Here is a 22,397-nt window from a genome sequence, read left to right as displayed (position 1 = left end):
CATATGAAGATGAGTATTGAGAAGGAACGACAGAAGCTCAATCAACTTGCTGAGCAGTATGGAGTTCGCCATAAAGCTGTTCTTCATCAATCCATGCTGTTGGATACATTAATTAATAAATACAATAAGATTAAATACGACGACTTAAAGAGAAAGAAGCCGATTGCATGAGAAAACTATTAACCATTATTAATGGATATCGAAGGGAATACTAACAAGAGCCATGCCTATATGAGGACATGGCTCTTGTTATTTTTATTATATAGATATTTTGTTATAATAATCATATAACAAAATAATAACAAATATATAATATAGTTATTATTACACCAGAAGGAGATGCTTTATAAGATGCTAGAGCTTAAGTTGAAGGATTGGCAATTTAAAGCTTGTGATGAACTGAAATGGTATCCGGCGATCGTGCCTGGAAATGTGCATACAGATCTGCTGCGGAATGGACTCATTCCCGACCCGTTCTTCGGGACGAATGAGCATGATCTGCAATGGATTGATAAGAAGGATTGGGAATATGAAACGGTCATTTCACTTCCTCCGGCTTGGCAGGAGCAGGAACGGGTGGAGCTTTTCTTTGACGGGTTGGACACCTATGCAGATGTCTACGTAAACGGAACTCGAGTGTTATCGGCCGACAATATGTTTCGTGCCTGGTCGGTTCCGGTGAAGGATGCTCTTCAAGCTGGAGATAACACGATCAAGATCAGATTCCGTTCTCCAGTGAATGAGGACCTGCCTAAATTGGAGGCACTGGGTTATGGTCTCCCGGCAGCGAATGACCAATCCGAATTGGGCGGACTTGGGGATCGGCGGGTTAGTGTCTTTGCCCGTAAAGCGCCCTATCATTATGGCTGGGATTGGGGGCCGCGCTTTGTAACCAGCGGGATCTGGAGAGAGGCGAGGCTGGAGGCGTGGTCAGGTCCGAGAGTAACAGATTTATTTATCCTTCAAAAAGAGATTTCATCTGAGAGGGCCCGGTTGACAGCGGTTGTGGAAGTAGATGGGACAGCCGATTGGCAAGGAACGCTTGAGATTCGAACAGAAGAACTTAGCTGGAAGAAAGAGCTTACCTTGACTTCAGGAATTCAGACCGTTGAAGTGGAGCTTGAGATCAGCGAACCGCGTCTGTGGTGGTGCAACGGTCTTGGAAGTCCGGAACGTTATTCATTTGATGCCGGCTTGAAGCAGGGTGCAAAGGAGATTGCTGCTCGTTCCGTAACAACAGGGCTGCGCTCTATCAGGCTGGTACGGGAGAAGGATGAGGCGGGGGTCTCGTTCCGCTTTGAATTAAATGGAGTGTCCGTCTTCGCCAAGGGAGCCAATCATATTCCTAACGACAGCTTCATTCCCGATGTCACGGAAGCCCGTTATCGCCGGGAGATTGAATCTGCAGTTCGCTCCAATATGAACATGCTTCGCATTTGGGGCGGAGGATTTTATGAGGAGAATATTTTCTACGAGCTGTGTGATGAGCACGGCATCCTGGTCTGGCAAGACTTTATGTTTGCCTGCAGCATGTACCCTGGTGATGAAGACTTCCTCCAGAGCGTGCGGGGCGAAGCGGAATATAATGTGATTCGCCTGCGTAATCACCCTTGTATCGCACTATGGTGCGGTAACAATGAGATAGATTCGGCTTGGGCTCATTATGTGGAAGACGGCGGCTGGGGCTGGAAAAAGGACTACACCATAGAGCAACGGGAGAAAATCTGGGTCGACTATGAAGCTATATTCCATGATCTGCTTCCAGAGGTCGTAGAGCGGCTTGGCGGAGGCATTGATTACTGGCCGTCATCGCCAATCCGGGAAGTGACCGGGGATCAGCGGCAGCATGCGACTACAGTAACCGGTGAAGGAGATATTCATTATTGGGGAGTGTGGCATGCGGTAGAGCCCTTCTCCAATTATAACGAGCGTGTCGGACGCTTTATGAGCGAATATGGCTTCCAATCGTTCCCTGAGCTGTCTTCGGTCCTGAAATATGCAGATCGGGATCAGCTTGAGCTGGAGTCCAAGGTGATGCTTGCTCATCAGAAGAATGGCCAAGGGAATCGGCTGATCAAGCAATACATGGATCAATATTTACCGGAGCCGAAAGACTTTATCTCTTTCCTGTATATGAGCCAGGTGCTTCAGGCAGAGGCGATCCAGACGGCCATTGAGGCCCATCGGAAGCGTAAGCCTTATTGCATGGGTACGTTGTACTGGCAGATGAATGATTGCTGGCCGGTTGCATCCTGGGCAGGGATTGATTACTACGGAAGATGGAAGTCCTTGCAATACACTGTGCGGCGTGGATTTGCAGAAGTGATTTTATCTGTGGACAGCGATGTCAACGGAGAAATTAAGGTGCATGCGGTATCAGACCGTCAAAGCCGGGTACAAGGGGAACTGAAGCTGGCTCTATTTGATTTTAATGGAGAGCTGTTAACATCGAGAACGCAATCCATTGCAATGCCAGCCGATTCTGCACAGGTCATCTATACGCTGCCGGCCTCGGAGCTATTAGGCGGGGCAGATCCGAAATCGGTTATCCTGCTTGCTTCACTTGAAGAGAACAATGTAGAGATCGCCAAGGCGCATGCTTACTTTGCTCCGGGCCGTGACATTTCCTGGCCTAAGGCCTCGGTGTCCGTTCGGGAGGATGCAGGCAGCGAGGGAACTCGTTACATCGTTGAGACAACGGCTTTGGCTAGACAGGTCTGGCTGCATACGGAGACGGAAGGGGTCTTCTCCGACAATTACTTTGATCTGATTCCAGGCCTTCCGGTCACGGTTGAATTTTATCGAAGCGAAGAGAGCGGCGGCCCGATTTATCGCCCTGGTACTGCGGGTGAGGTGATGGTTACGTCGATGTGTGATTATATTCTTTGATCTAATAGAATAGATGCAACATTGCATCCCTGGCGCAAACGGAGTATCCTTGAAACTGTAAATTTTCCTAGAGAAGAGTTGATGTTTCAGATGATGAGAGTTCTCCGTTCCTCCCGCCAGGGAGTCTTTTTCTATACATGGCTTGTCCTGATTCTGAAAATTGCCCTGTTACAGTATTTTATGTTTGGCGGGCTACATGGCCGAGGCATGCTGGCAGAAGGGATGTCAGTGCTCGCTTTGCTTTGTCTTGTTGAGCTGCTGCTTCCGGTTCGGAGGTTCCAGTTCGTATTTGGAATTGTAAATGCCAGCTATTCCTTCATGCTGTTTGCTGTCACTTTATATTTTGCTCATTTTGGAACGGTGCCCACTTATGCGGTGCTCAGCGGCCTTAACCAGATTCCGCAGGTGAGAGCGAGTGTGAACGCATTGATTCGTCCAGAGCAATTCTTTTATTTTGCGGATTTTGCGTTGTGGGCGTTATACGGGCTGGTATTGGCGGTCACCGCCAGGTGGAGAAGAAGGAGAAGGACGCTCAGCTTCCGGACAGATCGCCGAGGATCGGGCGGAACAAGTACTCGCTGGAAGGTGGCCATGGCTTCCCTGCTGGTGCTGTCGCTTGGGGGTTCAGCTCTATTCTTGTCCTCCGGTAGGGGTATTGATAATGAACTTGTCCGGGCGCAATCCATCGGATTCCTCAATTTTCAGGGAGACGCTCTGTTACGAAATCAAGAGGAAGAAAGGATGATTGCGGAAGGGAACCTGCAGGAGGTAGCACAGGAGATTCATAATCTTCAGGCAAGCTATCCTTATGTGCAGCCGGATGGAGCAGAGGCGTCCTATTTCGGAGCTGCTCAAAACAGGAATTTGATTGTCATTCAGATGGAGTCATTCCAGAACTTCCCGATTCATCTGAAGATAGGTGAGACCGAAATAACGCCGGTATTGAACAGGCTGGCGGATGAAGGCTTTTATTTTCCAAAGATCTATCAGCAGATCGGTCCGGGCAATACCTCCGATGCAGAATTCATGTCTAATACCTCGATCTATCCGACGGCTTCAGTGGCGATGTCTACCGGATTTGGAAGCCGGGAGATCCCGAGTCTGCCACGTCTTTTGCAGGGGAAAGGCTATGCGACGATGACATTCCATATCAACGATGTGACCTTCTGGGACCGCAACAGGCTGTATCCTGCGCTGGGTTTTGATAAGTATTTTGATAAGCCGGCCTTTACGAATGATCATTTTAATGACTTCGGAGCCTCGGATGAAGAGATGTACCGGGTTGGCGTAGAGGAGCTCAAACAGCTCGATCAGGCAGGAACTGCTTTTTACGCGCAATTTGTAACGACTTCCAGCCATTCACCGTTTATCGTACCGGAAGACAAGCTTCATCTTGAACTTCCGGACAACCTGAAGGGGACTAATTTGGGCAATTATTTGGCCGCAGTAAATTATACGGATTATGCGATCGGACAACTGATCGAACGCCTTAAGGCGGAGGGCATGTGGGAGCGGACGATGCTCGTTGTGTACGGGGACCACTTTGGACTGCAGCCTAGCGAGACGAGTGCGGGCGAGATCAAGGAGAAGCTTGGAATTCCATACGATGACCGGGTAAGTCGCTTTAACATTCCATTTATTGCGCATATTCCAGGCCAACAGGCTGGGGTAGTCTCCCCAGTGACGGGCGGACAAGTAGATCTGCTGCCTACAATGGCTGGCTTACTGGGGATCTCACTGGAGCAGGAATCCTTCACCGCACTAGGCCAGAATTTGCTGAGTATCGGTCAGAATGTGATCGGAATGCGGTATTACTTGCCGACGGGTTCGTTCTTTAATAATGACGTTATGTTTGTTCCGGGTCAGGGCTTTGAGGACGGGACCGCAGTGTCTCTGGATACACTTGAGCCAGTCACCGATCTTTCCGCCTACCAAAGTGATTATGAATATGTGCTTCAGTTAATGAAGCTGTCGGATGAGTATGTAAAGCTGCTTCCGAAACGGAAATAATTTAAACATAGCTCGAGCTTGTCTCTCGGTATCAAGAGCCGTCTGGTCGTAACGTGGTTGCGAGGCCAGGCGGCTCTTTAAATTTGCGGTTAGGGCAAGGATTGGAGACAAATTTCGTTTATACGGCGGGGAATTGGTTTAATCATGTTGAAGCGGCTCCTTAAAATAAGCTTCGCACGTTAGAAACTTTTTCCCATGCTGCTGCGTCTTTAATGACAATAGGATTTTATGCTGATCCATCATATTAGGGAGGATGAAACCGTGAAAAAAATCGGAATAACTTTTCTGGCTGTTATTCTAGCTTTACCTATGCTGCTTCAAGCCCCGCTTTCTGCGTCGGCTGCGACAGCCATTAGTATTTACATCGACGGCGCGAGACTGTCGACGGATCAGGCTCCGGTAGCTGTACAAGGACGTGTACTTCTGCCATTACGGGCCATATTTGAAGGCCTCGGTTCGACGGTAGACTGGAACCAGTCCACGCAGACGGTAACGGCAACGAAGGGCAATACAACCGTTGTGCTGAAGATGAAGTCAAGAACGGCTACGATTAACAACCAGACGGTAGCCCTGGATGTTCCTGCACAGGCGATTGGCAGCAGAACCATGGTTCCTGTCCGCTTCGTGAGTGAAGCTCTGGGAGCTACGGTGAACTGGAATGCCTCCGCGAAGTCGGTCACTATTTTCTCCGGGTCCGGCGGAACAGATACCACCAGCTTAAAAGCTGCACAGTATGTAACACTTCGGGATGTGGCCAATACAGGAGACGGTCGCGATCTGCAGGTCAGCTTCTCGCGTTCGACAACCGAATCGCTGGTAGATCATTACCGCCTGTTGATTGTAAAGGCTTCGAATGCGTCTGCATTTAACCTCACTGCGGCGCTGAAGGTTGGCTCGGCGAATTACACGACCGTACAACCGAACAACACCGACCCGGCAGTCACGCTGTCCCAGGCAGCCCGTGATGTCGATGGGGCGTTGATTCAACCGAATCAGGCTTATGTAGGCTATGTATTAACAGTAGGGAAGGGGACTTACGGCAGCGCCTTGTCCACGGCTTCTTCCTCGCTGACGCTGGATACGGGCATTTCCGTCTCAGCCGTTACGAATGTTCGGATCAACGATATTAGTGATTATGCGGATGGACGCGATGTGGCAGTAACATTCACTCGCGCATCGAATGAGAGCAACATTTCCGGATACCGCGTATTTTTGGTAAAGACAAAGGATGCAAGCAGCTTCAACCTGTCTCGGGCGAACTCGCTGTCGAGTCAGTACTACACCACGGTTAGCAAGACATCGAGCAGTGGATCGACACTGACCGGAACCTTTTCCGCGTCCTCAAGAGACACTTCGGGCGACTTGATCAAGAACAATGTGGCTTATACTGCATTCGTTCTGTCGGTCAGCAACACAAGTTTGGCTTCGAATAAGCTGTCTACAGCTTCCTCCTCTGTAACTCTGGCTGCCGGTACAGTGGCAGCACCGGTCATTACACTGGTGCAGGATATGACGGATTATGGAGATGGACGGGATTTGCGGGTCAGCTTCACGAAAATTGCTGATGAATCGAAGATCTCCGGATATCGGATCTTTGTTGTGAAAGCAAATGATTACGGCAACTTTACGCTTGCCCGTGCCAATGCAGTATCGAACTCCAATTATAAAGAAGTAAGCAAAACCGGATACAATCAGAGTGAAATCTTGTCCTCCAACGCGCGTGATGTAGACGGTGCTGCAATTCGCAACGGAGTAAATTACCGCGTGTTCGTTATGGCGGTTGGCAGCGGAGCTTACTCCGGCAGTAATGCTTTATCGTCTGCTTCCAGTCTGATTACTCTTACGAATAACTACAGTGTTGGTGCAGTATCCAATCTGTATGCTAGTGATGTGAATGACTATAATGATGGACGGGATTTGTTCGTGTCCTTCAAACGGGCTTCAGATGAATCGAATATTAGCTATTACCGTATCATGGTGGTGAAGGCTGCCAATGCAAACAGCTTTACACTGGCCAAGGCCACGAATGTATCCAGCAGCAACTATATCCAGGCAAGTGTAGGGCGGGATTACAGCGATGTGCTTCCTTCAGGTGCGCGTGATGTAGATGGTGCGAAGATCCAGAACGGAGTCAGCTACCGGGTGTATGTGCTATCGGTCGGTAAAGGAAGCTATGCTGGCGAGTATACCTTGTCCGAAGCTTCTTCAACCGTTGTATTGACTAACAATTTCAGCGTGGGCACAGTGAGTGGGCTGACTGCTCGTGATATTAGTGATTACGGAAACGGAAGAGATCTTCAAGTTCAGTTCTATCGCGCTACAGAAGAATCGAATATCAGTCAGTATCGGGTGTTCGTTGTTAAGGCTACGAAGACGTTAACAGCTGCACAGGCAGCAACGAACGGATATTATGAAACAGTAAATAAATCCGGCAGTGCAAATCCATTAACAGCAAACTTTAGTAATTCTTCAAGAGATACTGACGGAGACATCATTCAAAATAATACGGCCTACCGTGTCTATGTGCTTTCTCTAGGCAGCGGCAGTTATAACGGCAGCAATGCATTATCGGATCCGGTGTCAATTACGCTGGCTGACAGCTCGTTGGTGCAGGCGGTTACGAATGTAACTGCAGTAACAGATACAAGCACAGGCCAAGCGAGTGATATTAAAGTAAGCTTCACAAAGCCGGCTAATGAAACAAATATTGACCATTATCGGATTTTAGTGGTTCCAGCCGAACAAGTAAATAATTTCAATTTGTCCAGTGCGAATAACGTAATGGCCGGTAATTACACGACAGTTGCTGCAACCGGCAATAATGTGTCCAACCAACCCGTACAAAGCCAGGATGCCTTCGGTGCAACGATCGAAGTTAATAAGACTTACCAAGTCTTCGTCCTGTCCGTAGGAAAATCAGGTTATGCCAATGCGCTGTCTCCAGCAACCGCTCAATTCAAGGTGAGTCCAGCCCCTGCCGATCCGGCAGAGGCTGTGGCTAACGCCGTTGTGACAGCTTCGGCAACGCTTGATGCAATTGACGTTAGCTTCACTGCTCCGGTCAAATTGTCCACGGTTTCTTCTTATAGAATTGTGGCCGTGAACGAAGGGACTGCGGTGAATGTAGACAATGTTGTTTTAGATTATGCAACTGCGGTAGACAAGAGCAGTACCAGCGGCAGTGTAACAAAGGATATTACTGGAGCTGCTATTGATGGGCAGAAGAAATACGATATTTATATTATTTCCTTGCCAACAGATACGTCTAAGCGTAATCTCTACGCACAATCGGGTCCGTTTAAGTATAATCCAGTGCCTTAAGCTATAACTTATTATAAAGAAAGAGGCCTCAGTATACTGTATACTGAGGCCTCTTTCTTTATTTATAGTAGTCTTCTATAGGCGATTTGGAGTTATGCCTTAAGAAGATAATAAGGAATACGGAGGGACGGAACAAACCCGAGCTTCTGGGCCAATTGGTAGGAGCCCTCATTCTCCCTGCGGCAGGCCCAGACCGGTTCAAGATGGTGCTCCAGACAATAACGGATAAGCGCAATGCTGGCCTGGATAGCGAAGCCGTTACCTCGAGCCTCTTCAACCGTCTCAATTCCAATCTCCAGATAATTTTCCACACGATAAGCGGAGAAGGCCACGGATACTGGACGGCCCTGTTGCAGGACGCAAAATCCTGCTCCCGCGGCAACGAATTGATCAGCGTTCTTCCAGAAGCGGCGGGGGACCACCGCTCCATCGAATTCATAGAAGAGCTTCTTGTCGATAGCTACAACCTCACATTGCTCCGAAGAACTGATATGGTCCACTAACCTCTGAAAAAAGGCACGATTAAACGTAAAGTTGATTCGGGTATTCTCCTCAATCGGGCCATCTTCGGCAAGATGCCGAAGAAGAACATTCCACGAATCAGGGTAAACCTGCAGCCATTCCCGTTGTACCCGATGTTTGTGTTCATTTCGGAGATACCCGGTCAAGGCTTCCAGAAATTCAGCAGTATGACTCTCGCCGCACAAGAGCGACATGCCGTAGGCCGATTGGATGTAGCAGGCTTCCGCGTGCTCCAGTCGATCAACAAACACCCGGCCCGAGCTTAACCCTCGAAGCACGGCTTGGGCAAACCATGTATTAAATGGTACCTGTTCCAGAATCGCAGTCGCCAGACTATAGTCTTCTATCTTCAACTCAATCAAATTCAATAACCCCCAATCGTGAAGTAGTGGAGAACATCATAAAATACCAAGAGGGGATTTTCACCAAATTTAATCACAATCCGAGAAAATATACACTATGGTGCATTAAAAAAGCTCTGTCCATGGCAGATCAGAATGTCTGTCGGAGAGAGCCTTCATTTTAATAAGCTTATTGGTTCGTGCTTCCGTCTTCCAGCATCCGGGTCATAGCCTTACAATTCACAGGTCTACTATAATAATAGCCTTGAATTTGATCACAATCATTTTCACGCAGAAATTTAAGCTGCTGTTCTGTCTCCACGCCTTCTGCGAGAACGGTCAAGCCTAAGGACTTGCCAAGCTGAATGATTGAACGGAGCAGCAAGCTGTCGCGCTGTGAGTGCGGGGTGTTCTGGATGAAGGTTCGGTCAATCTTCAAAATCTGCAAGGGCAGCTCTTTTAAGTAAAAAATTGAGGAGTAGCCAGTTCCGAAGTCGTCGATGGACAAGTTGATGCCGCGCCCCTTTAGGGAATCTAGCCGGTCCTTGATTAGCGCAGGCTCGTTGAGCAGAGATTCCGTAACCTCAAGCTCAAGAAACTCCGGCGCCAGTCCGGTCTTCTCCAGTACAGTGCCCACGGTCTGTACAAATTGCGGATGCTTGAATTGGACAGCGGATACATTGACGGAGATAGGCAGCTTCGGAAGCCCTTGATCCTGCCAGCGTTTATTGGTTCGGCAGGCCTCCCACAGCACCCATTCGCCGAGCTCGACTATGAAGCCGCATTCTTCGGCAATCGGAATGAAGGAAGCAGGGGAGATCATTCCTTTCTCCGGATCGTTCCAGCGCAGAAGGGCCTCCATGCCGATAATCTCCATCGTAACCGCATTGATTTTCGGCTGGTAAAAGAGCTCAAATTCTCCATCGGCAAGCGCGCGGGGAAGCCTCTTCTCCATATTCATTCGTTCAATCAGCTTGTCCATTAAGTAATAGTCAAAATAATGAGGGTTGCTTATATTTTCAGTTTTGGCTTCTTTCATGGCGAGCTCCGCATGCTTCAGCAACACAGAGACATCTGCTCCATCGTCCGGAAAGATGCTGATGCCCATAGCAAAACTGATGCTGATCTCACCGTCGGCCATGATAAACGGCTGCTTCAAAGAGTCGTATAATTTACTGGCTATTGTATGTATTTGAAGGGGATTACTAATTCGATTGAGAAAAACAATGAATTCATCTGCAAAGCTGCGGCATATAAGCACGTCTTCGTCGAGCTCGCTGCTGATTCGCTCGGCTACGCTGATCAGCAATTCATTACCTGCGGCTTCTCCATAACTTTCATTTATATAGCGGAAGCGGTTCAAGTTAACTCGTAATACAGCGCCGCTTCGGTGTTCGTGTTCAAGTGTGGCGAGCTCTTCCTGCGCTGCTTCCTGAAAACGTCCCATATTCAAAAGTCCGGTAACAGGATCAAAGTAAGAGAGCTGGCGGATCTGCTGCCTGGATTCCTGCTGCGCCTCTACCTCGTCCGTCACATCGAATTGGAGCCCGATGAAATAAGCAGGCTTGTTATCAGAATCATAGACAGGACTAATAATAAATTGATTCCAAAAAGTCGTTCCGTCTTTTCGGTAATTTTTAATCGTTACCGTAGCGGATTTCCCTTGTTTTACTGCATTTCTAATAACATCTAAGTGATCCTTATCGGTCTCTTCACCTTGGAGAAACCGTGAATTGCGCATCATAACCTCTTCTTTGGTATAACCTGTGATCATCTCAAAGCCTTTATTTACGTATACAAGCGGGTTGTCTTTAAGATTCGGATTGGTTATGGCAAGCCCGACGCCCATCAAATCTATGGAACGGAGCAATGCAGAAGAGCTGAGAATACTCTCAATTTGTGAGTAATTGAGTTCCTTGTCCAATCTAAGACCCCCTGAAAAATGAGACCGAATGTGTAAAATTCTGATGCTGTCCGGTGTGGGAGTACATCTTTGTACTCATCATACATGCTGCTCCTTCAGGAAATCAAATGATACTTTTATGAAGTCAACCCGAAAAATGATACCTTGGATACGAAATCTGATGCCTTACTCTAGCAGGTCATCCCAAGTACAATATTAGTGTGATAGGTGAAAGTGCTTTCAAATCAGAAATAGACAGCTTGGAGGTCAAAGGGGATGGACATACAACAGTCTTCACAACCCACAGCCACGATACAAACAAATACGCCGCCCGAAAAGAGGCGGAAATGGCTGAGAAAGCTTTACACACAGCGGCATATTCAAATTATGGCGCTACTCGGCATCGCGTGGATGATTATTTTCAACTACATTCCAATGTACGGCGTTGTTATTGCATTTAAGGACTATGACATTATCAGAACAATTTCAGAAGCCCCTTGGGTTGGGCTAGAGCATTTTAAAGAGTTTCTGTCCGACGAAAATTTCGGTTATGTTATGAGGAATACGCTCGGGATCAGCTTGCTCAAGCTAGCAACGTTCCCTCTTCCTATCATCTTTGCACTTTTCCTGAATGAGGTGCGTTCCCTACGATTCAAGAAGTCCATTCAGACGATTTCTTACCTGCCTCACTTCCTGTCCTGGGTTGTATTAGGCGGAATCTTAGCTACATGGCTCTCGGATGTAGGGATCTTTAACAAGATCTTTATGGCATTGAATCTCATTGATCAGCCGATTTCGTTTCTGGCTGAACCGAAATACTTTTGGACCATTGTCATTACTTCGGATATCTGGAAAGAGCTTGGCTGGTCCGCGATTATTTACTTGGCGGCAATTACGAGTATCTCTCCTGAAATGTATGAAGCAGCAAGAATTGATGGTGCCGGACGTTTTCAGCAAATGTGGTACGTTACACTACCGGCAATCAAAGCAACGATCAGCATCCTGTTTATTCTCGCAGTCAGCGGTGTGATGAATTCCAACTTTGACCAAATCTTGGTATTGCGAAATGCATTGAATGACAGCGCAAGTAATGTTATTGACTACTACGTATACTATACGGGGCTTTCACAGGGCCGATTCTCCTATTCAACGGCTGTGGGATTGTTCAAGTCAGTTATCGCAATCACTTTGCTGCTGATAGCAAACCAAGTATCCAAAAAACTCAACGACACTTCGTTGTTTTAGGCAAAGGAGGATCCGCACATGTTTTTAGCTAGCCGCAGAACAAAAGGCGAAGTTGTCTTCGATCTTGTTAATAATTTAGGGATGCTTCTGATCTGTTTTGTCACACTGTATCCCATTTGGTACGTACTAATTAATTCTTTTAATGATGGCAAGGATGCGATGCTTGGAGGTATTTATTGGTGGCCGCGGGTATTCAGCCTTGAGAACTTTGAGGCGGTGTTCGCTAATCCCGGGATCATGACCGCTATGGGGCTTACCGTTGGGAAGACGGTTCTCGGGGTTGTGGCGCACGTATTCTTCACCGCCATGGTTGCTTATGCTTTCTCGCGCAGAGAGCTGATTGCAGGACGTTTCTATATTATCTTGGGAACGATCACGATGATCTTCTCGGGAGGTCTCATTCCGACCTACCTTCTGATTCGCGATTTGCACCTGCTAGATAATTTCCTGGTTTATATTATTCCGGTGTTGTTCAGCTTCTTCGATTTAATTATCTTCATGACCTTCTTCCGGGAAATTCCGGATGGTCTTGAGGAAGCTGCAAGAATCGATGGAGCCAACGACTGGACCATATTCCTGAAAGTTGTATTACCGGTTTCGATGCCTGTTATCGCTACGATTGCACTATTCCACGGGGTATACCAATGGAATGACTACTTTGCAGGGATTATCTACGTGAACAAGGAATCACTGCAACCGATTCAGACCTTCTTGTATCGGGTCGTGGCACAATCCAGTTCCAATATTATGACTACCGCTTTACAAGGCAGCGCAGTCACCAAGACGGTAACCTCGCAGTCTGTCAAGCTGGCAACAATGGTCGTAACAACAATCCCGATTGTATTTGCTTATCCATTCCTTCAGCGTTATTTCGTTAAGGGAATGATGATCGGTTCCATCAAGGGCTAATCAATCATCCAGCCTGCATTAACCTCAGTAACTTCTCCGGACCGCCCTGCGGCGGTTCTGGAGTTGTACATTATAGCCTTACATTATACAAATTTAGAAAAGGGGTAAAAAACATGGGCATGAAAAGTAAGTCCAAAAAAATGATGATGCTTCTGATGGCATGTATCATGGTTCTGTCTCTGGCCGCTTGTGGTGGAAACGGTAATAATGCAGCCAAAACGGAAAACGCTAACAACACGACAAAGACGGATACAAACACTCCGTCCGAGCCGGCAGCTAAGCCATCGGCTGATGAACCGGGCTGGAAGTCCGATACTTCTCCGATTACGTTTGACTGGTACCTGAACTTTGCCTGGTTCCCTAACAAATGGGGCGTTGACCCGACATCCCAATATGTAACTAAAAAGACAGGCGTCGACATCAATTTCATCGTTCCTGCTGGTAACGAAAACGAGAAGTTGAATACGCTGATCGCTTCCGGCAAGCTGCCTGACTTCATTACGCTTGGCTGGTGGGAAGACGGCGTGAAGAAAATGATCGAAGGCGGTCTGGTTGAGCCGCTGAACAAATTGGCTGAAGAATATGATCCTTACTTCTTCAAAGTAGCAGATCCAGACAAAATCGGCTGGTACACGCAAGAAGACGGAAACATCTACGGCTATCCTAACTCTTCCTCGTCCCCTAAAGACTATGAGAAATACGGCGATACTTATGTATCCAACCAAACGTTCGTAGTCCGCAAGGATATCTATGAAGCGATTGGAAGTCCAGATATGCGTACGCCAGAAGGCTTCTTGGCTGCTCTGAAGGCTGCTAAGGAGAAATTCCCTGAAATCGACGGTCAACCGATCATTCCGCTTGGCCTGCACGAATTCACCCAAACCGGTAACGATTCTCTGGAAGGCTACCTGCAAAACTTCTTGGCCATCCCTAGAGAAAAGGACGGAAAACTGTATGACCGCGAAAGCGATCCTGAATATGTACGCTGGTTGAAGACATTGCGTCAAGCTAACCAAGACGGTTTGCTGGCGAAGGACATCTTCATTGACAAGCGTGCTCAAATGGAAGAAAAAATCGCACAAGGCCGTTACTTTGCAATGCTGTACCAACGCACTGACTTTGCAGCTCAATTGGGTACTCTGTACCAACAAGATCCAGACAAGATTTATATCGCTGTTGACGGACCTGCCAACACGAACCTGGATGCTCCTAAGCTGAATGGCCCTTCCATTTCTGGCTGGACAGTTACTTTGATCTCCAAGGATGTCAAGGACAAGGATCGTGCGATCAAGTTCCTGAGCTACCTGATGAGTGAAGAAGGTCAAAAAGATCTCTACCTTGGTGAGCAAGGCGTAAGCTATGATACAATTGACGGTAAAGACCAATTCAAACCAGAAGTATTTGATCTGATGAACAAAGACCGTTCCGCGTTCGACAAGCAATACGGCTCCTCGTTCACGTTCTGGATGATGCAAGATACCAACATTACGTATCAATGGGCTCCTCAATCGGTAGAGCCTTACAAGCAATTGGAAGATTGGACTCGCGGCAAGACGAACAGTGTCTCCGAATTCGATTTGATTGATCCATTGGCGAACTCTGATGAAGGTATCATCCTTGGTAAAATCAAAGATCTGCGCGGCAAGACATTGCCTAAGTTGTTGATGGCATCTTCCGAGGCGGAATTTGACAAAATCTATGCTGACTACATGAAGAAGAAAGCAGATTTGGGTAATGACAAAGTAGTGGCATTCCAACAAGTGAAATACGAAGAGAACAAAGCAAAGCTCGGTATGTAACACCAATTCTATAGTTCTGCCCAAAACGCCCGCGGCCCGCGGGCTTTTGGGTGTTTATTAAAAGGAGTTAGGTCCATGAAGAGAACCAAGCGCTCGATATCATTTTGGGATTCGTTTAAATATTGGTTTGGACGCCGCTCTTTGCAGAGCCGGCTGCTTGCCGCCTATATTTTTATTATTTTAGGTCCTAGCGTCTTGGTGTCCTATTATTCCTTTGGGTTGATTAATAATATGTACATACGTGATGCCAGGGAAAAAAATGAGTCTTTGCTCGATATGGAAGAGCTGCACATCCATACGCAGATCGAATCGATGGTCCGGGCAGTTCAGGTTGCTTACGATGATATCGATGTACAGGAGTATTTGTCTAATACCAATGAGCCTGATGCAGAAGAATTGGTTAATTTCAGTAATAACAGCTTTAAAAGTTTGACTCGTATCCAGTATTACAATCCGAATGTGGAGCATCTTCGTCTGTTCTCCAGCAGTAAAGTAACCGAGATTTGGCCGATTTTCTTCAGGGAAAGCCGGGTTGTCAATGAACCTTGGTATCAAAAGGCAATCGAGATGAAGGGAATGGAATCGTGGTCATTTCTATATAATGATCCCGACATCATTTATCGTTATAAAGGACAGACCCCGGCGGAGACGCCTAAGGTATCATTGCTTCGTGAAATGAGTATTCCGTTGAATATTCATCATGTCGGGATGGTCCAGGTGGATATGTTGTTGGAAAAATTCAGTCCAAGAACGTATTCCGTGATTCAAGACAGCCAGTCCCAAATGCTTATTGTGGATAGCGAATCCCAAATTTTTACTCGGACCCAGGACTCTTTCCTGGCAGCGAATCCCGAGATGGGCGCGGCCATTCAGGAAAGGCTTCAACAATACAAAGCTACAGGAAATTGGGATATGAATTACACAGAAAACGGAAACTCATTTCTTCTGCTGCACAAGCCTATCGAACGTATTAATGCGGATTTATTGAATATCGTATCAATGGATAATGTGCTGGAGGAAATATCACATACACGGAATTTGCTTATTGGCGCCAACATCGGCTTTATCACGCTGGTAACCTTAATTACTTATATATTGAATGCATTTATCCTGAAAAATCTTCGTCTGCTGACCGAAGAGATGAAGAGGGTCCGCAGAGGGGAGACCTACAGCGGAATTGCCATTCGAGGCGGGGGTGAGGTCGGGGAACTGGCGCACCATTTCTCCAAACTGATGAATACGATCAATACGCTGGTAGCCCAAGCTGTATACAAGCAGGCTCTAACCAAAGAAGCGGAGCTGAGGACGCTCCACAACCAGATTGATGCGCATTTTCTCTACAACACTTTGGAGAACATTAAGATGCTGGCCGAGATCGAGAACCAGCGTGCTATATCAGACGCATTGACCTCGCTTGGCGGAATGATGAGATACAATTTTAAATGGTCTGGCGAGTATGTGAAGCTTTACGATGAGATTAGGCATATCGAAAATTATATCGAGGTCATGAACATACGCTTTGACGAGCCTATTCAGCTTCAGCTCCATATTCCGGAAGATTACATGGAGATGGAAATGCTTAAGATGTCCCTTCAGCCGATTGTTGAGAACTCGGTTAAACACGCCTGGACCGGGGAAGAGCCTGGAACAAGGGAAATCTCGATCCGGGTGGAGAGCTGGGAGCAGCATGGAGTCAGGATGATTGTGACAGATAACGGCATCGGGATTGAACAAGAGGTGCTGAAGGAGCTGAATCAGGAGCTAGAGCTGGTCGGACTTACAGATAAGGTGCCGAGAGGCTTCCAGCCGGAGCCAAGCCCGTATGGAATCGGCCTTCGCAATGTTCAAGAGCGTATCCGGCTGTACTATGGAAAAGAATATGGTCTAAGTGTATTTAGCGAGCAGGGAGAGTTTACACGAGTTGAGATGATTTTGCCGAAGGTATTGCTAACAGGGAGGGTAGGCACAGATGACCAAGCTGATGATCGTCGATGATGAGAAGAATATTCGTTTCGGGCTAAAGACTATGATCGAGCGGGAGTTCCCCGGAGAATTTGAATTAATAACGGCAAATCAAGGTGCAGAAGCGCTTGAATTATACAGGACCGAAGGTGCGGAAATTGTAGTGACCGATATCCGGATGCCGATCATGGATGGAATTACACTGATTGAGCGGCTTGCTACCGAACCGTTGCCGAACGCCCAAGCGGGAAGACCGCTGGTTATTATCCTGAGCGGATATGAAGACTTCGAATATGCCAAAGCGGCTATCCGGTATCAAGCGGTAGATTATTTGCTGAAGCCGATTCGCAGGGACGAGTTGTTCGGAGCATTGCGCAAATGTAAGGAGACTCTAACCAAGCGTTCCCAGATGGCTGAGCAGCTTTCCGTAACGGAGAGCTACCGGCAGCAGGTTCAGTCCGGAATCTTGCTGGACTTAATGCTGTTGAAGGAATTCACGGAAGAGGAAGTAAAGCTGTGGAGCGCGGAAATAGGCTTTGAACGTTATATCTTGCCCTTCTCTGTGGCGGTGCTGACTTATAAATATGAGGATGGCAGCCGTATGAAGAAAGATGAGCTGAAGTCGTTGGCCGAGCATATGTTTGAGAGTATCAATGGTCATCTGAATGCTTGTTTGCTCGACCGGGAAGGAAGGGTTGTGCTTGTAGGCGGTCCGCAGTCTAAGTTCGCGGAACTGTCTAATCTGGCTGCCGAAAAGGAACTTGACGGCCTGCTGATCGGAATCAGCAAAGAAGGAAGCCGATTGGAGGATCTCGCCGAGTGTTACCGGCAGGCAACCGAATCTCTAAGCTACACCTTCGTATTTCAGAAGACGCGCCTGATCTGGTTCAAGGAGCTGCCTACAGAACGGCCTCGCTATAGCGTTCCGAAGGAAGATATCCGAAAGCTGGGTAATATTCTGGGCACAAATCAGGATAAGGAAATCGGTCTGCTGCTGCATGAGATTTTCAAGATAGATCAACTGGCAGGCCTTGACATCGACTATTTATCCGCGGTTAGCAAACGAATTAATGAACAGGTTCTTGATGAAGTATTCCGGATGTACGGTGAAGCATCGGTGGAGGTCATCAAGCTCTACCGTAAAGTCGGAGATCTGTTCAATTTCCGTCATTTCCATGATTATTTTCGTTCGCTGGAGCAGTTGTTGTTCAGCCTGAATGAGTATATCAAGGAGATTCGTTCTGCGCATAGCGAGAATGGAGACATGAAGGACGCGGTGGATTATATCGAGCACAACTATCACCGTCCCTTGAACATGGCCATCGTCAGCAACTATGTATCCTTGAATTACTCCTACTTCAGCGAGGCATTCAAAGCCTATACCGGCGAGAGCTTTGTTACCTACCTAAAGAAGGTCCGAATTCGCAAGGCCAAGGAACTGATCGGAACAGGCTCGCTCAAGCTGTCGGAGATCAGTGCGGCGGTCGGCTTTGAGAATACCCGGCATTTTTCACGGGTGTTCAAGGAGCTGGAAGGTATTTCTCCCTTTGAATATCGCGGTAAGCTTTTTGTGGGCAATGAACGCTTTGGTGACCGTGAGGTATCAGAAGACGAATGAGCATACTGCTTAATTGCCGGTCTAGAGGGCGATTTTAATTAATAGCACACCGAGATACCAGTCGGTCAGGAGCATCTATTCCTGGCCGACTATTTTTTTGCCGGCAGAGCGGATAGGAACAGTGATATTCTTCATTACTTAGGGAAGTGCTGCGATGCTACCATAATTATATTTAGAAGGAACGGGTTCAGCTGTGTCCTGACATTTTAACGCTTTATAGCAGGGAAGCGATAGTGAGGCTGGAACTTTAAAAATCGAATACACAAGGGGATGAATTGTATGGGCAAGGCAACTGGATTTATGGAATATGAGAGGGAGGTTCCCGGGGAATTGGACCCCTTGGAGCGGATATCCTCTTGGGCGGAGTTCTCCGTTCCGCTGGACGAGGAGCAGCTCAGAACTCAGGGCGCGAGGTGCATGGATTGCGGGACTCCATTTTGCCATGTTGGACGCATGCTCTCCGGAATGGCTTCGGGTTGTCCGCTCCACAATTTGATTCCCGAGTGGAATGACCTTGTGTACCGGGGGAACTGGAAGGAGGCTCTCAAGCGGCTGCAGAAAATAAATAACTTTCCTGAATTTACTGGTAGAGTGTGTCCGGCCCCTTGTGAAGGCGCGTGTACGGTTGGCAAGCATGGAACGCCGGTGACGATTAAGAGCATCGAGAAGTCGATCGTTGACCGCGGATTCCTGGAAGGTTGGATTCAGCCCGAGCCGCCGGAGAGAAGGACAGATTACAAGGTTGCTGTTGTCGGGTCTGGTCCTGCCGGTCTGGCCTGTGCTGACCAATTGAATCAGGCGGGTCATACGGTAACCGTCTTCGAGCGGGCCGATCGAATTGGTGGTTTGCTAATGTACGGTATTCCTAACATGAAGCTGGAGAAGAATTCCGTGGAACGACGTGTGCGATTGCTTGAAGCCGAGGGAATTAAGTTTGTGACTCGTTGCGAGGTAGGCAAAGATCTTCCGGTCGATTCCCTGAAGAAGGAATATGATGCTGTTGTGCTGTGCGGGGGAGCTACCCTTGCCCGTGATTTGCCTATACCGGGAAGAGAGGCCGAAGGCATCTATCAAGCCATGGAGTTTCTGACCTTGAATACTCGCAGCTTGCTTGATTCCGGCCTGGAGGATGGACGATACATCTCTGCCAAGGATAAGCATGTAATTGTGATTGGCGGAGGTGATACCGGGACGGACTGTGTGGCGACTGCAATCAGGCATGGTTGTAAGTCCGTGAATCAATTGGAAATAATGCCGATGCCTCCGCTATCCCGTCAGCCGGACAATCCATGGCCGGAGTGGCCCAAGGTAATGAAGACGGACTATGGACAGAAGGAGGCAGTCGAAGTATTCGGTGAGGAGCCGCGCCGGTTCTTAACTTCCACCCGCCAATTCCTGTGCGATGATAACGGGCAACTTACCGGGTTAGAAATTGTAGAGATCGAGTGGTTGCATAATGATCAAGGCAGGCTCGTTCCCCATGAGGTCGAAGGGACGGCACGTACGGTTCCGGCCGATCTGGTGCTGCTTGCGCTTGGCTTCACTGGCCCTGAGAATGATCTGCTGATACAGCTTGGTATTGAAAGGGATGAACGGTCCAATGTAAAGGCGGCAGAAGGGACGTATTCCACGAATGTGGAAGGTGTGTTCGCCGCAGGAGACATGCGCCGCGGCCAGAGCCTTGTTGTATGGGCCATTCAAGAGGGCCGGCAAGCGGCCAAGGCTGTTACCCGATACCTGACAGCAGACCGGCTGCTTCGCGTCTAATTGTCACTTCATTTTTGTCTCCGCCTTGGTCAGAATTTCTGCAATTTTAACCTCGTAGGCATTTATATTTTTACGGGACTTTAATCCTTGCGAGAATAAGGTATCCAACCGGGTCAGCGCACCTGCAATCCGGTCGGTATCTTTTTTCTTCAAGGCAGCTTTGAAGTTGCTCCACTCGGTGGCTGCGGATTTATTCGCCGCTGAGATGGAGCTTTTTTCGGTTTTGATCTTGGCTTTCCACGTATCGATTTCTCCCAATATCTTACGAATTTCTGCACTTTTCCGAGTTCGTACTGCCTTTGCTTCCTTTAGTTCCGCCTCTCTCGTTCGAATCTCCTGCCGTGCCAGCGTGCATGCTGTCTTCAATCCGCCGGCTTGTGTTTGCAGCAGTTTAGTTAAGGTTTTGTTCTTCAGCTTCTTGGCTGAGGCGAGCTGCTTATTCGTTAATGCCGATGAATCGAATAGGGGCTGATATTTCTGCTTAACCGTACTGACCTTTTGCTCTAATTGGCGGATTTTTGCGGAATCCAGTTCGGTAATTTTCTTCTTTACACTGCTTAATTTGGCCTCATTGGTATTATGAAGGCTGGTGTTCTTGCTCTCCCAAGTCTTGTGCTCCTTCTGCATGGCTGATAGTGAATCATATGATTTGGTCAACGAATTCTTTCGGACGGCACCCGCGTCTTCTACGGCGAGCTTTAGCTGGTCTTTCACGGAATCCGTAAATTCCGGGGAGGCCCCCAGTATGGAGACCGGAGGTAAACCAAACAAGAGACATCCGGTTACCAGCATAATTAAAAACTTCTTCATCTTATCGCTCCTTTGTTTACATGGTTTTTAGAGATTGGGCAAGCATAGAATCAAGAGACATAGAAAAAAGCACCTGCAAGACGGCATTCACTGCCAGACTTACGGGTGCTTCCCAAGTTTCGGATTCTATTTTCAAAAAATATACTTCAAAATCCTGTAATTGTCAATTACTCGGATAACTCACATAATTGCTCGGGAAGCTGCATTTCGGCATGCAGACATTCCAGCTTACGGAGAATTTCCTTCCGCCACTTCAGATCACCAAGGTTGGTAGCCAAGTTTAGAAGGTCCAGATAGTCATCGATTTGCAGGGAAGATTTGCGGGTAGATACTTTCATGGGCTTCATACTCCTTATATAATGATACGGACTTATATTCATACGGGACAAGATAATAATGATAATCATTATCAAATGTGATATTTATCATTATGCACAATAATTTTTAGTTTGTAAATACAAGGAGGCTATATGGAGACAAAATCATTGCTTAAGGTTGAAGAGCTCGCACTGAAAAAATACAAAATTTTTAAACAGAGCCCGCTTCGTTATATCGCAAGAGCCATGCTGGCAAGCATGTTTATCGGCTTCGGCGTAATCGTGGCCTTCAAGACGGGGAACTTTTTCTATCTGGAAAATTCCCCGCTCACCTATCCGATGGCGGCTATTACATTCGGTGCAGCGATTATCCTGATTGCTTATGGAGGAGGCGATTTATTTACGGGCAATACATTTTACTACACCTACGCAGCCCTTCGAAAGAAGCTGAAGTGGCTTCAAGTCGTCCGCCTATGGGTGCTGAGTTATTTGGGGAATATTCTGGGGGCATGCGTCTTCGCGTTATTGATCTTTCTGACAGGACTGTTTGCAGACGAATCCGTGAACGCATTTTTGCTGTCTGTCGTGGAGCATAAAATGCATTCCCCGGCGTGGGAGCTGTTCTTTCGCGCAATTTTGTGTAACTGGCTTGTATGTCTGGCTTTCTTCATTCCTATGTCCCTGCAAGGTGATGGAGCAAAGATGTTTGCGATGATGCTGTTTGTATTTTGCTTCTTTATTTCCGGATACGAGCACAGTATTGCCAATATGTGCACTTTTGCTATCGCGCTTGTGCTGAATCACCCGGGAACCATATCTTTCGGAGGCGTTCTGCACAATCTGGTTCCGGTTACCTTCGGCAATCTGATCGGAGGAGTCCTGTTAATGGGCTACATGTATCATTTTGTGAACAAGCCTTTTCTGGATGAAGACTGATGGTCACAACCCCCTCCCGAATTAGTCTTAAAGTGCCGCGGCCTTCGA

15 protein-coding genes are annotated in these 22,397 nt (G+C 47.6%); 11 read left to right on the top strand and 4 right to left on the bottom strand.

Annotated features, from left to right (window positions below; all coding sequences use genetic code 11):
- Positions 1-9 precede the first annotated feature (9 nt).
- The 4 genes from KQJ23_RS01085 (at position 10) to KQJ23_RS01070 (ending at position 8,220) form a co-directional block, all read left to right on the top strand.
- Positions 10-171 carry an aspartyl-phosphate phosphatase Spo0E family protein gene (locus KQJ23_RS01085; RefSeq protein WP_249529410.1) on the top strand — a complete coding sequence of 54 codons (162 nt, stop codon included), beginning with the start codon at positions 10-12 and terminating at the stop codon, positions 169-171.
- 180 nt (positions 172-351) lie between these two features.
- A complete protein-coding gene (locus KQJ23_RS01080; protein WP_216476738.1) occupies positions 352-2,889 on the top strand; it encodes a beta-mannosidase in 2,538 nt (845 codons plus the stop codon).
- A gap of 90 nt (positions 2,890-2,979) precedes the next feature.
- The gene (locus KQJ23_RS01075) at positions 2,980-4,899 is read left to right on the top strand and encodes an LTA synthase family protein (RefSeq protein WP_346779325.1); all 1,920 of its coding nucleotides are present in this window, start codon (positions 2,980-2,982) and stop codon (positions 4,897-4,899) included.
- A 261-nt stretch (positions 4,900-5,160) separates the two neighbouring features.
- Positions 5,161-8,220, top strand: coding sequence for a copper amine oxidase N-terminal domain-containing protein (locus KQJ23_RS01070; RefSeq protein WP_216476737.1), 3,060 nt, complete (start codon positions 5,161-5,163; stop codon positions 8,218-8,220).
- A gap of 92 nt (positions 8,221-8,312) precedes the next feature.
- On the opposite strand, the gene KQJ23_RS01065 is transcribed toward KQJ23_RS01070, so the two are convergent.
- Positions 8,313-9,104 carry a GNAT family N-acetyltransferase gene (locus tag KQJ23_RS01065; RefSeq protein WP_216476736.1) on the bottom strand — a complete coding sequence of 264 codons (792 nt, stop codon included), beginning with the start codon at positions 9,102-9,104 and terminating at the stop codon, positions 8,313-8,315.
- 169 nt (positions 9,105-9,273) lie between these two features.
- Positions 9,274-11,007 (bottom strand): bifunctional diguanylate cyclase/phosphodiesterase, encoded by a 1,734-nt coding sequence (locus tag KQJ23_RS01060; protein WP_249529409.1) that lies wholly within the window; start codon positions 11,005-11,007, stop codon positions 9,274-9,276.
- A 255-nt stretch (positions 11,008-11,262) separates the two neighbouring features.
- Here KQJ23_RS01060 and KQJ23_RS01055 point away from each other — a divergent pair, with 255 nt between their 5' ends.
- The 6 genes from KQJ23_RS01055 (at position 11,263) to KQJ23_RS01030 (ending at position 20,286) form a co-directional block, all read left to right on the top strand.
- Positions 11,263-12,231 (top strand): ABC transporter permease, encoded by a 969-nt coding sequence (locus KQJ23_RS01055; protein ID WP_216476735.1) that lies wholly within the window; start codon positions 11,263-11,265, stop codon positions 12,229-12,231.
- 18 nt (positions 12,232-12,249) lie between these two features.
- The gene (locus tag KQJ23_RS01050; protein WP_216476734.1) at positions 12,250-13,140 is read left to right on the top strand and encodes a carbohydrate ABC transporter permease; all 891 of its coding nucleotides are present in this window, start codon (positions 12,250-12,252) and stop codon (positions 13,138-13,140) included.
- A 113-nt stretch (positions 13,141-13,253) separates the two neighbouring features.
- Positions 13,254-14,939 carry a type 2 periplasmic-binding domain-containing protein gene (locus KQJ23_RS01045; protein WP_216476733.1) on the top strand — a complete coding sequence of 562 codons (1,686 nt, stop codon included), beginning with the start codon at positions 13,254-13,256 and terminating at the stop codon, positions 14,937-14,939.
- Positions 14,940-15,014: 75 nt separating this feature from the next.
- On the top strand, positions 15,015-16,934 hold the full coding sequence (locus KQJ23_RS01040) for a sensor histidine kinase (protein WP_216476732.1): 1,920 nt from the start codon (positions 15,015-15,017) through the stop codon (positions 16,932-16,934).
- Positions 16,909-18,519 (top strand): response regulator, encoded by a 1,611-nt coding sequence (locus KQJ23_RS01035; protein ID WP_216476731.1) that lies wholly within the window; start codon positions 16,909-16,911, stop codon positions 18,517-18,519. The genes KQJ23_RS01040 and KQJ23_RS01035 overlap by 26 nt, the downstream gene beginning before the upstream one ends.
- A 279-nt stretch (positions 18,520-18,798) precedes the next feature.
- Complete coding sequence (locus KQJ23_RS01030; RefSeq protein WP_216476730.1) at positions 18,799-20,286, top strand: glutamate synthase subunit beta; 1,488 nt, start codon at positions 18,799-18,801, stop codon at positions 20,284-20,286.
- 3 nt (positions 20,287-20,289) lie between these two features.
- On the opposite strand, the gene KQJ23_RS01025 is transcribed toward KQJ23_RS01030, so the two are convergent.
- Positions 20,290-21,096: a hypothetical protein gene (locus KQJ23_RS01025; protein ID WP_216476729.1), complete on the bottom strand. Its 807-nt coding sequence runs from the start codon at positions 21,094-21,096 to the stop codon at positions 20,290-20,292.
- Between the two features lie 167 nt (positions 21,097-21,263).
- Positions 21,264-21,434, bottom strand: coding sequence for a hypothetical protein (locus KQJ23_RS01020; RefSeq protein WP_216476728.1), 171 nt, complete (start codon positions 21,432-21,434; stop codon positions 21,264-21,266).
- A 132-nt stretch (positions 21,435-21,566) separates the two neighbouring features.
- Between KQJ23_RS01020 and KQJ23_RS01015 the strand changes: the two genes are divergently transcribed.
- Positions 21,567-22,349: a formate/nitrite transporter family protein gene (locus KQJ23_RS01015; protein ID WP_216476727.1), complete on the top strand. Its 783-nt coding sequence runs from the start codon at positions 21,567-21,569 to the stop codon at positions 22,347-22,349.
- Positions 22,350-22,397 lie beyond the last annotated feature (48 nt).

The sequence above is a fragment of the Paenibacillus brevis genome (genome assembly GCF_018919145.1).
Lineage (GTDB): Bacteria > Bacillota > Bacilli > Paenibacillales > Paenibacillaceae > Fontibacillus > Fontibacillus brevis.
This window is presented reverse-complemented; position numbering and strand designations above follow the sequence as displayed.

Bases quoted from the DNA above. Each gene is read 5' to 3' on its own strand.
- KQJ23_RS01040 (WP_216476732.1), top strand. From the start codon at position 15,015: ATGAAGAGAACCAAGCGCTCGATATCATTTTGGGATTCGTTTAAATAT.
- KQJ23_RS01080 (WP_216476738.1), top strand. From the start codon at position 352: ATGCTAGAGCTTAAGTTGAAGGATTGGCAATTTAAAGCTTGTGATGAA.
- KQJ23_RS01045 (WP_216476733.1), top strand. From the start codon at position 13,254: ATGGGCATGAAAAGTAAGTCCAAAAAAATGATGATGCTTCTGATGGCA.
- KQJ23_RS01015 (WP_216476727.1), top strand. From the start codon at position 21,567: ATGGAGACAAAATCATTGCTTAAGGTTGAAGAGCTCGCACTGAAAAAA.
- KQJ23_RS01035 (WP_216476731.1), top strand. From the start codon at position 16,909: ATGACCAAGCTGATGATCGTCGATGATGAGAAGAATATTCGTTTCGGG.
- KQJ23_RS01020 (WP_216476728.1), bottom strand. From the start codon at position 21,434: ATGAAAGTATCTACCCGCAAATCTTCCCTGCAAATCGATGACTATCTG.
- KQJ23_RS01030 (WP_216476730.1), top strand. From the start codon at position 18,799: ATGGGCAAGGCAACTGGATTTATGGAATATGAGAGGGAGGTTCCCGGG.
- KQJ23_RS01085 (WP_249529410.1), top strand. From the start codon at position 10: ATGAGTATTGAGAAGGAACGACAGAAGCTCAATCAACTTGCTGAGCAG.
- KQJ23_RS01075 (WP_346779325.1), top strand. From the start codon at position 2,980: ATGATGAGAGTTCTCCGTTCCTCCCGCCAGGGAGTCTTTTTCTATACA.
- KQJ23_RS01055 (WP_216476735.1), top strand. From the start codon at position 11,263: ATGGACATACAACAGTCTTCACAACCCACAGCCACGATACAAACAAAT.
- KQJ23_RS01050 (WP_216476734.1), top strand. From the start codon at position 12,250: ATGTTTTTAGCTAGCCGCAGAACAAAAGGCGAAGTTGTCTTCGATCTT.
- KQJ23_RS01025 (WP_216476729.1), bottom strand. From the start codon at position 21,096: ATGAAGAAGTTTTTAATTATGCTGGTAACCGGATGTCTCTTGTTTGGT.